12 protein-coding genes are annotated in these 12,966 nt (G+C 63.9%); 1 reads left to right on the top strand and 11 read right to left on the bottom strand.

Translation table 11 applies throughout. The features are described 5' to 3' along the window. Positions 1–210: 210 nt before the first annotated feature. Positions 211–2,226: a transketolase gene (gene tkt / locus ACN0S5_RS01490; protein WP_417205291.1), complete on the top strand. Its 2,016-nt coding sequence runs from the start codon at positions 211–213 to the stop codon at positions 2,224–2,226. A gap of 79 nt (positions 2,227–2,305) precedes the next feature. On the opposite strand, the gene lpxB is transcribed toward tkt, so the two are convergent. From lpxB to ACN0S5_RS01435, 11 genes are all read right to left on the bottom strand, one after another. After that, a complete protein-coding gene (gene lpxB / locus ACN0S5_RS01485; protein WP_417205289.1) occupies positions 2,306–3,466 on the bottom strand; it encodes a lipid-A-disaccharide synthase in 1,161 nt (386 codons plus the stop codon). After that, a complete protein-coding gene (locus tag ACN0S5_RS01480; RefSeq protein WP_417205287.1) occupies positions 3,466–4,254 on the bottom strand; it encodes an LpxI family protein in 789 nt (262 codons plus the stop codon). The genes lpxB and ACN0S5_RS01480 overlap by 1 nt, the downstream gene beginning before the upstream one ends. 7 nt (positions 4,255–4,261) lie before the next feature. Further along, on the bottom strand, positions 4,262–5,050 hold the full coding sequence (lpxA, locus tag ACN0S5_RS01475; protein WP_417205513.1) for an acyl-ACP--UDP-N-acetylglucosamine O-acyltransferase: 789 nt from the start codon (positions 5,048–5,050) through the stop codon (positions 4,262–4,264). Beyond that, positions 5,050–5,511 carry a 3-hydroxyacyl-ACP dehydratase FabZ gene (gene fabZ, locus ACN0S5_RS01470; protein WP_417205285.1) on the bottom strand — a complete coding sequence of 154 codons (462 nt, stop codon included), beginning with the start codon at positions 5,509–5,511 and terminating at the stop codon, positions 5,050–5,052. The genes lpxA and fabZ overlap by 1 nt, the downstream gene beginning before the upstream one ends. 66 nt (positions 5,512–5,577) lie before the next feature. After that, complete coding sequence (locus tag ACN0S5_RS01465) at positions 5,578–6,192, bottom strand: OmpH family outer membrane protein (RefSeq protein ID WP_417205283.1); 615 nt, start codon at positions 6,190–6,192, stop codon at positions 5,578–5,580. A 7-nt stretch (positions 6,193–6,199) separates the two neighbouring features. After that, on the bottom strand, positions 6,200–8,596 hold the full coding sequence (gene bamA, locus ACN0S5_RS01460) for an outer membrane protein assembly factor BamA (RefSeq protein WP_417205281.1): 2,397 nt from the start codon (positions 8,594–8,596) through the stop codon (positions 6,200–6,202). A gap of 82 nt (positions 8,597–8,678) precedes the next feature. Further along, a complete protein-coding gene (locus tag ACN0S5_RS01455; RefSeq protein ID WP_281256095.1) occupies positions 8,679–8,810 on the bottom strand; it encodes a hypothetical protein in 132 nt (43 codons plus the stop codon). Between the two features lie 85 nt (positions 8,811–8,895). Beyond that, positions 8,896–10,239, bottom strand: a complete 1,344-nt coding sequence (rseP, locus tag ACN0S5_RS01450) for an RIP metalloprotease RseP (RefSeq protein WP_417205279.1) — start codon at positions 10,237–10,239, stop codon at positions 8,896–8,898. Between the two features lie 14 nt (positions 10,240–10,253). Beyond that, on the bottom strand, positions 10,254–11,429 hold the full coding sequence (gene dxr / locus ACN0S5_RS01445) for a 1-deoxy-D-xylulose-5-phosphate reductoisomerase (RefSeq protein WP_417205277.1): 1,176 nt from the start codon (positions 11,427–11,429) through the stop codon (positions 10,254–10,256). Next, complete coding sequence (locus tag ACN0S5_RS01440) at positions 11,426–12,214, bottom strand: phosphatidate cytidylyltransferase (protein WP_417205276.1); 789 nt, start codon at positions 12,212–12,214, stop codon at positions 11,426–11,428. The genes dxr and ACN0S5_RS01440 overlap by 4 nt, the downstream gene beginning before the upstream one ends. Continuing rightward, positions 12,211–12,936 carry an isoprenyl transferase gene (locus ACN0S5_RS01435; protein WP_323770251.1) on the bottom strand — a complete coding sequence of 242 codons (726 nt, stop codon included), beginning with the start codon at positions 12,934–12,936 and terminating at the stop codon, positions 12,211–12,213. The genes ACN0S5_RS01440 and ACN0S5_RS01435 overlap by 4 nt, the downstream gene beginning before the upstream one ends. Positions 12,937–12,966: the final 30 nt, after the last annotated feature.

The following is a 12,966-nucleotide window of genomic DNA, read 5'->3' as shown; positions in this document are numbered from 1 at the left end:
GTCTTTCCCCCGCAGAGCGCCTTTTCCCTGTGGACCGAATCGCCACACGTTGGGTTCTGGAAAGTTTAACAAGCGAAAAAGGAAAATGCGCCCCCTTATCTTCCAAGGCCTTAGGCGGCGGCCTTCATGCTGGGCGCGGCGCATTGCTTGCACTTCGCCGCGTGGCTGCTATTGACGCGGCAAAACCCCCAGCCAGAGGATCGAAACCCGGTGGATATCCAAGAGCTTCGCACCCGCAATCCGGATCACTGGATGCGCGCCACGGCCATCCGCGCGCTTGCGCTTGACGCTGTCGCGGCCGCCAATTCAGGTCACTCGGGCATGCCTATCGGCATGGCCGACGTCGCCACCGTGCTGTTTTCGAAGCACCTCAAGTTCGACGCCGCACAGCCCGAATGGGCCGACCGTGACCGCTTTATCCTGTCGGCGGGCCATGGCTCGATGCTGCTGTATGCGCTGCTGTACCTGTGCGGCGATCCCGAGATCACGCTGGAGCAGGTCAAGAACTTCCGCCAGATGGGCGCAAAGACCGCCGGTCACCCGGAAAACTTCATGGCCAAGGCGATCGAGACCACAACCGGCCCGCTTGGTCAGGGCATCGCCAATTCCGTTGGCTTCGCCATCGCAGAGGAAAACCTGCGCGCGCGATTTGGCAAGAAGCTGGTCGATCACCACACCTATGTGATCGCTGGCGACGGTTGCCTGATGGAGGGCATCAGCCAAGAGGCCATCGGCCTTGCGGGCCGCTATGAGCTGGGACATCTGATTGTCTTCTGGGACAACAACGACATCACCATCGACGGCAAGGTGTCGCTGTCGGACCGCACCGATCAGGTCGCGCGGTTCAAGGCGTCCGGTTGGCACGTACAGGAAATCGACGGCCACGACCCGGAGGCCATCGACGCCGCCATCGCCGAGGCCAAGAAGACCGCGCAGCCGTCGATGATCGCCTGCAAGACGCATATCGCGCTTGGTCATGCGGCGCAGGACACCTCCAAGGGTCACGGCGCGCTGACCAACGGTGACCAGAACGACGCGGCCAAGGCGGCGTGGGGCTGGTCCTCGGCCCCGTTCAACATCCCCGCCGAGATCAAGTCCTGGTGGGAAGAGGCCGGATCGCGCGGCGCTGCGGATCGTGCCGAGTGGGAAACCCGCTTTGGCGATGCCAGCGAAAGCCGCCAAAAGGAATTCACCCGCGTGATGGCGGGTGAGGCCCCGAAAAAGCTGTCGGCGGTGATCAAGGCGCTGAAAAAGCAGGTCTCGGAGACCGCGCCCAAGGTCGCGACCCGCAAGGCCTCCGAGATGGCGCTGGAAGTGATCAACCCGGTGATGCCGGAAACGCTGGGCGGCTCGGCCGATCTGACCGGATCGAACAACACGCTGACCGGCGATCTGGGCGTCTTTGACACCGACAACCGCAAGGGCCGTTACATCTATTACGGAATCCGCGAGCACGGCATGGCCTCGGCGATGAACGGCATGACGCTGCATGGCGGCGTGCGCCCCTATGGCGGCACCTTCATGGCCTTCACCGACTATGCCCGCCCCGCGATGCGGCTGGCGGCGCTGATGAAGGCCCCCACGGTCTTTGTGATGACCCACGATTCCATCGGTCTGGGCGAAGACGGCCCGACTCACCAGCCGGTCGAACACCTTGCGATCTCGCGCGCGACGCCGAACACGCTGGTGTTCCGCCCCGCCGACACGGTCGAAACCGCCGAGGCCTGGGAAATCGCGCTGCGCCAGACCGCGACGCCGTCGGTTCTGTCGCTGACACGTCAGGGCCTGCCCACCGTCCGGCTGGAACACAAGAACGCCAACCTGACGGAAAAAGGTGCCTATGTGCTCGCCGACGCAGAGGGCAAGCGCGAGGCGATCCTGATGGCAACCGGCTCTGAGGTGGCAATCGCATTGGCGGCCCGCGACCTGTTGCAGGCCCAAGGGATCGGCACGCGGGTTGTGTCGATGCCCTGCTGGGAACTGTTCGAGGCGCAAGACGAAAGCTATCGCCGCCGCGTCCTGCCCGGTGGTCCGGTGCGCGTCGCCGTCGAGGCAGCGGTCCGTTTTGGCTGGGACCGCTGGCTGTTCGGGGAACGCGGCAAGCGCGACAAGGGCGAATTTGTCGGCATGCAGGGGTTCGGGGCCTCCGCGCCGGCGGAAGAACTTTATGCGCATTTCGGCATCACCGCCGAGGCGGTTGTGGAAAAGGTCAAAGGGTTGCTCTAAGCTCCCCTTGTCCACGACACTGATTTTCGGGCCGGAAACGCAAGTTTCCGGCCCGTTTTCGTGGCACATTCGAGTCGGATCAGTGCAGCGGCTTGCCGCCCGGCAATCGGGTCAGCACCGCGCGGGCGGCGCGCAGACCGGGGCGTTCTCCGCCCCGGCCCAACCGCTGCATGGTCAGATCCATCGCCGCCTGTTGCGCCTTCGGCGCGTCCAGAACCCCTGTAACCGCTTTGGCAATGGGACCGGGCAGGCACTTGGCCCCGATAAATTCGGGGATCACGCGGGTTTCGGACACCAGACTGACCAGCGTCACGCTGTCCACTCGCAACATGCGACCGATGATCTGGCGGCTGAGCCAGCTCATGTCATAGGCGATCACCATCGGCGTGCCCGCCGCCGCCAGTTCCAGCGACACCGTCCCCGACGCCGCCAGCGCCACATCCGCCGCGCCAAAGGCCGCGCGTTTTTCCAGCCCGCCGGGATCATGAGCAGGCTCGATCACCAGTGGCGCGCCGGGCCATGTGGCCACAGCCGCGCGCACCGTCGCCGCGACCGGGGCAGCGGCGGGAATGACCAGTTGCAGGTCCGGGCGCGCCCTGTGCAGCAGCCGCGCAACCTGCGCAAAGACCGGTAACAGGCGGCTGACCTCGGACCGGCGCGAGCCGGGCAGGATCAACGCCATCTCGCCTGAAATTCCGTGCCGCAGGCGGAACGCCTCTGTGTCTTCGGCACTGGCCTGCGGCTCCATCACCACAGGATGCCCGACGAAATCGCAGGGAATGCCCGCGGCCTCCATATAGGGCGGCTCAAACGGCAGCAAGGCCAGCACCTGATCCACATGCGCGGCCATCTTCTCGGCCCGTTTGGGACGCCATGCCCAGACAGTGGGGGCCACGTAATGCACCACGCGCACGTCCGACACCGCCTTGACCAGCCGCGCCACACGCAGGCTGAACTCCGGCAGGTCCACGGTGATCAGCACGTCGGGGCGTTCAGCCACCACCGCGTCGGCGGTCTGGCGAATGCGCGCCTTGAGATGGCGGTATTCCCTTAGGATCTCACCGATCCCCATGATGCTGATTTCATCCATGTCGAACAGGCTGTCCAGCCCTTCGGCCTGCATCAGCGGCCCGCCGATGCCGCGAAACGTGACATCCGGCACCAGTTCCTTCAGCCCCGCCATCAGGGCTGCGCCAAGGCGGTCGCCAGAGGGTTCTCCGGCGGTGATGAACACGCGCATCACGCCCCCCTTTCGCGGACCCAGAGGTACAGACCGGCCGCATCCAGCAGCGCCACAACCTGCGCAAAGTCCAGAACCATGACGCCGCGCGCCTCGATCACGATCCCTGCAAGATCGCTGGCAATCGCGCCCTCGGCGGTCCCGATGCCGATCACCGGCAAATCGGCACGGCGTTCCTGCCCCGGTTTGGGGGCCTTGTACAGCATGCCGCCCCGCGCCTCTGGTCCCAGCCCCCGCAACATGGCATCGGTGCCCTCCTCGTCTTCTGTGGCGATCAGTTTCCCTTCTCGGAGGACGCAGGCCTGCCCCAGATCGCGCCGCGCCTGTTGATCCGAAACGCTGTCGCCCATCCCGGCCGCCTGCACTGCGGCATTGTCTGGCTGGGCCACTGTTGGCACACCCGCCGCGGGCAACAGATCGGGCACCAGATCATGCGCGGCGAGCACCGCGAACCCGGCGTTTTCAAGGATATCGATGGCAATGCGCAAGGCCCCGTCGTCCCCGTGTCGCAACGCGCGCAGGATACGTGGGACCAGCGGCAAGGTGCGCAGGTCCAGTCGCGCCAGCGACAGGTCGGGGCGGGTTACGGCACCGCAGAGACAGACCCGCGTCACGTTCCGGGCCTTGAGCCATGCCAGCAAGCCGCCAAGCCGCTCAAGCCGAAACAGGTGATCGGCCTCTATCTGGTCCGGAGGGCAATGTTCAAGACCGCAGACCACGACGCCGCCGGAAACGGATTTGGCCACGGCGGCGGGCAAGGCTCCACGGCCTGCGATCAAGGCCAGCATCGCCCGCTCAGCCCGGCGTCAGGAAACTGCGGTCGCTGTCGCCCAGGATGAAATCGACAATCTCGCGCACATAATCGCTTTGCGTTTCATCACCCAGCCGCCGCGCGCGGTCCTGAAACGCGCCTTCGCCCTGCGCCAGCATCTGAAAGGCGGCGCGCAGGGCGGTGATGTCGGACCGGGCCACGCCGCGCCGCTTGAGACCGACAAGGTTCAGACCGTCCAGCACGCCGCGCGGCCCCTGCACCAAACCGTGCGGGATCACGTCGTTGGTGACCATGGTGACAGCGCCGATGATCGCCCCGCGCCCGATCCGGACCCATTGATGCACGCCGGACAGGCCGCCGATGATGACCTCATCCTCGATCACGCAATGCCCCGCGAGCGCGGCATTGTTGACGAGGATCACGTTGTTGCCGACCTGAACGTCATGCGCCACGTGACAGCCCGCCATGAACAGCCCGTCGTTGCCCACACGGGTCACGCCGCCGCCGCCCTCAGTGCCGGTGTTCATGGTGACATGTTCGCGGATGCGGTTGCGTTCACCGATCACGAGGCTGGTCTTTTCACCCCGGAATTTCAGATCCTGAGGGATTTCCCCGATCACCGCGAAAGGAAAGATCACCGTTTCAGAGCCGATCTCTGTCTTGCCGGTGATAACCACATGACTTTTCAGTTCGACCCGGTCGTGCAGCACGACCTCTGGCCCGATGTGGCAGAATGGGCCGATCACGCAGCCTTGACCAATCTGCGCGCCATCCTCGACAACGGCGGCGGGGTGGATCACCGTGTCCGCGATCAAGACGGCAGGTCCATCATGGCGGTGAACTCCGCCTCGGCGGCCATGTCCCCCTCAACCTCGGCCACGCCGCTGAACTTCCAGACCTTGCCGCCGGGTTTGCCACGCAGGGTGGTCAGCCGCATCTTGAGCTGATCGCCCGGCACAACCTTGCGGCGGAACTTGCACTTGTCGATGGCCATGAAATAGACCTTCATCTCTTTGTCGGCCATATCCAGCGCGGTCCCCACCATGACGGCGGCGGTCTGGGCCATGGCCTCGACGATGGTCACGCCGGGCATGATCGGCAGGCCGGGGAAATGGCCCTGAAAATGCGGCTCGTTCATGGTGACGTTCTTGATCCCGATGGCCGACTGCGTGCCGTCGATCTGTTCGACCCGGTCGACCAGAAGGAACGGATACCGGTGCGGCAGAATGCGCTGGATCAACTGGATGTCCGCGCTGAGAAGCGTGTCGGTCATGGGCGGGCTCCCTTCAAGATTTGGCGTAACCCCTAGCAACGGCGGCGGGCGGGGGCAAGCGCGGGCTCACTCTTGCGGGTCGGGTTGCATCTCCGGCACCTGGGGTGCCGGATCCGGCGCGGGATCTTCGGGCGCGCCGTCGCCGATCTGGGCGTCGATGCGCGCGATGGTGCGGTCGGTGATATCAATGGCATCCGCCGCCACCAGCACCGTGCGCCGTTCAAGGATCAGGGCCGCGCCGGCCTCGCGCAGCAGACCCTCAAGCACCGGCTGGGCGACGGTCAGGAACCGGCGGCGCGCCTCTTCGGTGCGGGCGCCAAGCGCGCGGGCCTTGGCGTCCTGTTCATCGCGCAAGAGCTGCACCTTTTCGTCAAAGGCATCGGCCAGCTTGCGGAATTCGTCGGGGGCCAGTGTCGGGCGCAGGTCGGTCAGCCTGCGCTCTTCCTCGGTCAGTTCGGCCTCGATCCTGCGGTTCTCGGTGGCGATGGCCCGGCCCGCCTGTTCGATCTCGCTGTTCACCCGCAGACCAAAGGCGCTTTCGGAAAAGACCCGCTCAAACTCGATGACAAGGATCGGTGTCTTGGGAACAGCGGTCAGAAAGGGGCTGCCCTGCCCCTGAGCGCCTGCTGCCGCGCCCCAAAGGCCCAGCAGCAGGATCGCAAGACGGACGGCCAGTCGCACGCCCGCCTCAGAACTGCGTCGAGATCGTCAGGTTGAAGTTCTGCGCTTCGTCATACTTTCTCTTCACCAGAGGCTCGGAGAAGTTCAGACGAAGCGGGCCAAGCGCGCTGTCCCAGAAGATCGAGAAGCCGATGACATGGCGGGCGTCAAAGCCGGTGGAGACAACCGTGCCGGTCGCCTTGGCCTTGGTCGCGTCGCTCAGCCCCCAGACCGACCCGACGTCATAGAACAGGCCGCCGGAGATGCCGTATTCTTCGGGCAGGCCCAGCGGGAATTCCGCCTCGAACCGGGCCACGGCGTAAAAGTTACCGCCCAGCGAGTCGTCGACACTGCCGCCGATTTCACGCGGGCCGATACCGCCGTAGGTAAAGCCGCGCATGATGTCCGGCCCGATCAGGAAACGGTCGGTCACCCGGCTGTCGCCCTTGGAATAGGTCAGCGCCCCACCTTCCAGCGTCGCGCGCAGGGTTACTTCCTCGTTCCAGACACGGGTCTGGGCAATGGCCTTGGCATTGGTTCTGACAAAGGTGGTGTCGCCGCCAAGACCCGCAAAGTCCTGTCCGAATTCGAAACGGTAGCGGGTGTTCGGGTCCAGACCTTTTGCCAGCGAATCAAAGATATAGGTGTAGCCGAGCGAACTGTCGTACCGCTCACCTTCGAGCGCTTCGGCCTTGACGACGCCGCCGATGTCGGTGGCGGTCTGATCAACCCCGGTAATGTGGCCGTAATCCAGCGTGTACCGCAGTTGCAGACGCGACTGTTCCGCCACCGGGAATTCGAGGAACGGCTGGAAGATGCCGGTCACCGTGTCGAACACGGCGTTCAGGTTATCGGTTTCCGAATAGCCCAGCTGGAACCCCAGAGCCAGATCGCGCCCGAACAGCCCCGGTTCCGCGAACCGCAGGCCGTATTGCTGCGATTCAGCGGCGTTGCTGATCTTGAAGCTGAAGGACTGACCGCGCCCGAGGAAGTTCTTTTCGGAGAAGGCGAATGTCACGCCGATCCCGTTCGCCGTGGAATAAGACCCACCCAAGCTGATCGAGCCGGTGGGCTTTTCCTCGACGTCCACGTCAATGACCACCTGCTGCGGGCTGGACCCTTCGCGGGCATCCACATCCGCCTTGTTGAAGAAGCCAAGCGCGCGGATGCGTTCGGCGCTTTCGCGGATGGCGCGCGGATTGAACGGATCGCCCTCGACCACCTCGAACTGGCGGCGGATGACGCGGTCCAGCGTTGTGGTGTTCCCCTCGATATCGATGCGTTCGATAAAGATGCGTTCGCCGCGCACCAGCTGGAACTCAATGTCCAGCGTCAGATCGCGGTCGTTGCGGGTGACGCGCGGTTCAACGCGGACAAAGTTCAGTCCCTCGTTCACCGCCAGTTTTTCAAGCCGGGCAATCTCATTCTCGACCAGAGCGGGCGAATAGACCTTGCCGCGCTTGAGACGGACCCTGCTGGCGAACAGATCGGCATCGACCTCTGACAGATCAGAGGTCACAGAGACCTCACCGACCTTGAACTGCTGGCCTTCCTCAACGTTGAAGGTGACGAAATAACCGTCCCGTTCCTGGCTGAGTTCGGCGTTGATCCCGGTGATGCGGAAATCGACATAGCCGCGCGAGGCGTAGAAGTCGCGCAAAAGCTGTTTGTCGAATTCCACGCGGTCTTCGATGAAGGTATCCTTGCGGATCACAGCGCGCAGCAGGCCCGCCTGTTTGGTGTCCAGCACGCGGCGCAGACGCCGGTCGGAGTATTGCCCGTTGCCGACAAAGCCGATGCGCTCCACCTCGGCGACGCCGCCCTCAAAGACCTCGAACACAAGGTCGACGCGGTTGTCGCTGCGACGGATGACCTTGGGCGAAACACGCGCCGCCAGACGGCCCTGCACCTCATAGGCCTTGCTGACGGCCTGTGCGTCGGCCTCGGCCACACGCGGGCTGAACACGCGGCGCGACTGCGACTGCACGATCTTCGCCAGATCCTCATCCTTGATCCGCTTGTTGCCCTCAAAGGCGATGCGGTTGATGGTCGGATATTCGACGACGCGGATGACCAGACGCGATCCTTGCGGGATGATCTCGACGGTCTCGAACAGACCGGAGCCAAGGATTCTCTGGTAGGCATCATTCAGTTCCGCCGCCGAAACGCGATCGCCACGGGCGATGCCGGCATAGGACAGAATCGTACCCGGCTCGACCCGGCGATTGCCTTCGATCGAGACGGAGTTGAAAACATAGCTTTGCGCGAAGGCAACTTCAGGGATGGTGGCCACCCCTGCCCCCATCGCGACGGCGAAGGTCAGGGCAACAGCCCTCCCCGCGTTCACGACGTGAAAACCCGTTGCACGGCCCTGCGCTTTACGCGCGGAAATGACCTTTGCCATCATCGCAATCCACTTTGACATCCCGGAGTCGTAGGTATCGGGAATGCGGTGGCTTGTCAAAAGCCCGAAGGCGCGAATTTGGCCGACTGTCGCCTGACAGCGACTAGTGCATCATCAGGCCCAGCCATCCCCCGAAAAACAAGGCGAAGACGATGGTGGAGATATACAGCAGCCGGTCCCAGTTAATGGTCACCAGCAAGCTCATGCTGCGGTAGCCCGCGTGAATCGTGTGCATGGAATCGGTCCTCGGTTGCGTCAGTGCAGCCTTGGTATGGCGGATGATTCAGGCAGGAATTTGACGCTGTCCGCGAGAATTTATGTCAAGGACAGAACAAATCGTTGGAAAGTGCGAAGACCATCAACGAAAGCACAACAGTCAGCCCGATCGACATCAGCACCTTGAGCGCGCGATCGCTGGGCGGACGGCCCGACACGGCCTCATAGGCAAAGAAAACAAGGTGCCCGCCGTCCAGCACAGGGACCGGGAACAGGTTCAAAAGGCCCACAGCCGTCGACAGGACCGCGATGAACCAGATGAAATTGGTCGTGCCCTGGCTGGCCATGTCGCCGCTGGTTTCGGCGATTCCAATCGGCCCCGACAGGTTGCAGGTGCTGATCGCCCCGGTGGCCATGTGCCACAGGCCCGACAGGGATCCTTCGATGATCCGGCCCACCTGCGTGACCCCCGATCCCAGAGCAGAGCCGATTCCCGTCGCCTCTGTTGCCGGTTCAAAGGCAACGCCACCGACGATTCCGATCCGGTAAAAGGTCTGGAACCCGCCGCCCGGCTGCGGCTCATCCACCCGGCGCGGGGTCATTTCCTTGTCCAGAACCGCGCCATCGCGCCAAACGGTCAGTTGCAGGGTCGCGCCCTTTGATCCCTCGACCCGGTCCTTGAGTTGCTCAAAGGCATAGATTTCCTCGCCGTCCACGGCGGTGATCACGTCACCGGCGCGCAGACCGGCATCACCGGCGGCAGAGCGCGGCGCAATCTGTGTCGCCAGCGGCGGATAGGTAAAAGGCCCGGCTACGGTGATCTCGCGCCCGTCGCGGTCGACGGTATAGTCCAGCGTCGGCTGATGCGGCAGCGCGTCGAAATAGGCCCCCAAAACGGCCCGGTCTTCGGAATCGGGCAGTTGGCTGCCTTCGATGGCAAGGATTCGGTCGCCGGACTGAAGTTCCTGCTGCACAGGAAGCGGGCGCAAATCCCCTACCGTCAAAGGTTCGGCCAGTTCGCCCCGGAACATGATGACGCCGGTAAAGATCAGGATCGACAGGGCAAAGTTGAACAAAGGCCCCGCCGCCACCGTCGCCGTGCGCGCCCAGAGCGGCGCGCCGGACATGGTGCTGCGCATCTCGTCCTTGCTCAGCCCCTCAACGGCCTCTTCGTCGATGCCGCCAGAGGCATTGGCGTCGCCCCGGAACTTGACGTAGCCCCCAAAGGGAATCGCCGCGAGTTGCCATTTGGTGCCGTCCCGGTCGACGCGCGACCAGATGACCGGACCGAAGCCGAGGCTGAACACTTCGGGGAAAATGCCGGATTTCTTGCCGACGATGTAGTGCCCGTATTCATGCACCGCGATGATCACCGAAAGCGCGACCACGAAAAAGATCACGGTCCAGAGGGCTCCGCCGAACTGCGGTATGAATGTCATCGGGTCCAAGCTGCGGGCTCCCCTTACCAGGTTTTTCGTTGCATGACCGCGTCGGCCGCTATGCGTGCCAGATGGTCCGCCTCGGCCACCATATCAAGTGTAATCCCGGCGTCATTGTGACCCGCATGGGACGAAAGGCTGGCCAAGACCTCTTCGACAACGCCCGCCATGCCCGGAAAGGAAATCCGGTGATCGATGAAGGCATCCAGCGCCCGTTCCTTGGCGGCGTTGAAAACCGCGCCCATCAGCCCGCCCGCCATCATGACCTCGCGCGCCAAACGCAGCGCGGGCCAGCGCGTCTCGCAGGGCGCGCGAAAGGTGAACTGCCCAAGCTTGACCAGATCCAGCCGTTCCACCGGAAGTGCGCGGCGTTCCGGGTGGTGCAGGGCAAAGCCGATGGCATGGCGCATGTCCGCCGGGCCGACATGCGCCATCAGCGCACCGTCCGCGAACCCCACCAGCGCGTGGATCATTGATTCCGGATGCACGACGGTTTCGATCTTTGCAGGATCGAGGCCAAAGAACTCTTTTGTCTCAATGAGTTCCAGCGCCTTGTTGAACATGGACGCGGAATCTATGGTGATGCGCTGCCCCATGGACCAATTGGGATGCGTGGCCGCCTGTTCCGGCGTGGCACGGGCCAGATCCTCCAGCGGCCAGTCGCGAAAGGCCCCCCCGCTTGCGGTGATGATGACCCGCTCGACCGCCGCCAGATCTTCACCGATCAGGGCCTGAAAAACCGCCGAATGTTCACTGTCTACCGGCAGGATGTGCGCCCCGTGTTTCCGCGCGGTGCGCAGCATCAATGGACCGGCGCAGACCATGCTTTCCTTGTTGGCCAGCGCCAGCGTCGCCCCCTGCTGCAACGCGCGCAGGCCCGGCTCCAGCCCGGCAGCGCCAACGATTGCCGACATGACCCAATCGGCAGGCCGGGACGCGGCCTCGACCAGCGCGGCGCGTCCGGCGGCGGCCTCTATTCCGCTACCCGCAAGAGCGGCGCGCAGATCCTCCAGCCTGTCCTGATGCGCGGTGACGGCAATTTCGGCCCCCAAGGCGCGGGCATCCCGTGCCAGTAGGCCGATGTTCGCGCCGCCTGTCAGTGCAACGGTCCGATAGGCATCGCGGTCCCGCGCAATCAGGTCAATCGTGCTTTGGCCGATCGATCCGGTTGCGCCGAAGATAGAAATGCGGCGGCTCACAGCGTCCCCAACAGACTCAGGACCATGAACAGCGTGGCCGCGCCGACGATGCCATCGAACCGATCCAGAAAACCGCCATGACCCGGAATCAGGTCCGAGGCGTCCTTGACGCCCGCCCGACGCTTGATCGCGCTTTCGGCGATGTCCCCCAGTTGTGAGGCCAGCGACAGGAACATCGCCGCCACCGACCATGTCAGCACAATCGTGACCGGCAGACCGGCGTTCACCGCAAGGCTCCCGGCAAGGATCGCCGCCACAATCCAGCCCGCCACAATCCCGGACCATGTCTTTTTCGGACTGACACGCGGCCAGAACTTGGGCCCGCCCAATGCGCGCCCGGCGAAATACCCGGCGATATCGGTCAGGATGACAATCCCCAACAGCATCAGGATCAACCCCGGTTGCAGCGCCGCAAAAGCCGCCAGCCACAGGCCGGATAACAAGACCGCGCCGCCATACAGAAAGCCGATCCACCAACCGCGCCCCGCAAGCAGCGCAAAAAAGATGCACAGGCCCAAGAGCACCAGAGCGCTTTCCAGCACATCCGCCCTGCCCAGCCGGAAGATCCAGATGAACATCGCCGTGACCGCCACGCCGGCGACAACCGGCAAGGCCCGGTGGCGGGGTTTCAGCAGGTTGCACATTTCCCAGATCATCACCCCGGTCACACCCGCGATCAGAAACTGAAAGGCCCCCGGCCCCGCAAGGAATGCGCCCACCGCGACGGCCAGCATGACAACCGCGGACAAGCCGCGAACGCGCAGGTCACGCCACTTGTCACTCATGCTTTGACAGCACCGAAACGGCGGTCCCGCTGCCCGAACTTGGCGCAGAGACGCCCCAGTTCCTCGGCCCCGAAGTCGGGCCAGAGCGTATCGACAAATTCATATTCCGCGTAGGCCGACTGCCAGAGCAGAAAGTTGGAAATCCGCGCCTCTCCGCTGGTGCGGACCACCAGATCGGGGTCGGGCAAGACATGGGTATCAAGGTAACGCGGCAGGGTTTCCAGATCGATGTCCGAGGGGTCAAGCTTGCCCTCTTTCACATCGAACGCCAGCCGTTGCGCAGCGCGCGCCACCTCATCGCGACCGCCGTAGTTCAACGCAATCGTCAGATTGACGCCGGTGCAATGTTTGGTGAAATCCTCGGCCTCGTCCATCAGGGCGCGCAGTTTGGCGTCCAGTCGAACGCGATCACCGATGAAACGCACGCGCACGTTTTCTTTCACAAAGGCCTGCATCTCTTTCATGATGTAGCGCCGGAACAGGCTCATGAGGCCCGCGACCTCGACCTGCGTGCGCTTCCAGTTCTCGGTGGAAAAGGCGAATATCGTCAGGTACTTGACGCCGAAATCCGGGCACGCCTCCACCACTTCGCGGACGCGGCGCGCACCGGCGTGGTGCCCGAAAAGACGCGGCCGCCCGCGCATCGTCGCCCAGCGTCCGTTGCCATCCATGATGATGGCCACGTGTTTCGGACCAATCGTGTCCAGCATCGGTCTGGCCATCAAATTTCCTTCCAAGACGAAATGCGCGGC

This window comes from Antarctobacter sp. (assembly GCF_048262615.1).
In the GTDB taxonomy this organism is placed as follows: domain Bacteria; phylum Pseudomonadota; class Alphaproteobacteria; order Rhodobacterales; family Rhodobacteraceae; genus Antarctobacter.
This window is presented reverse-complemented; position numbering and strand designations above follow the sequence as displayed.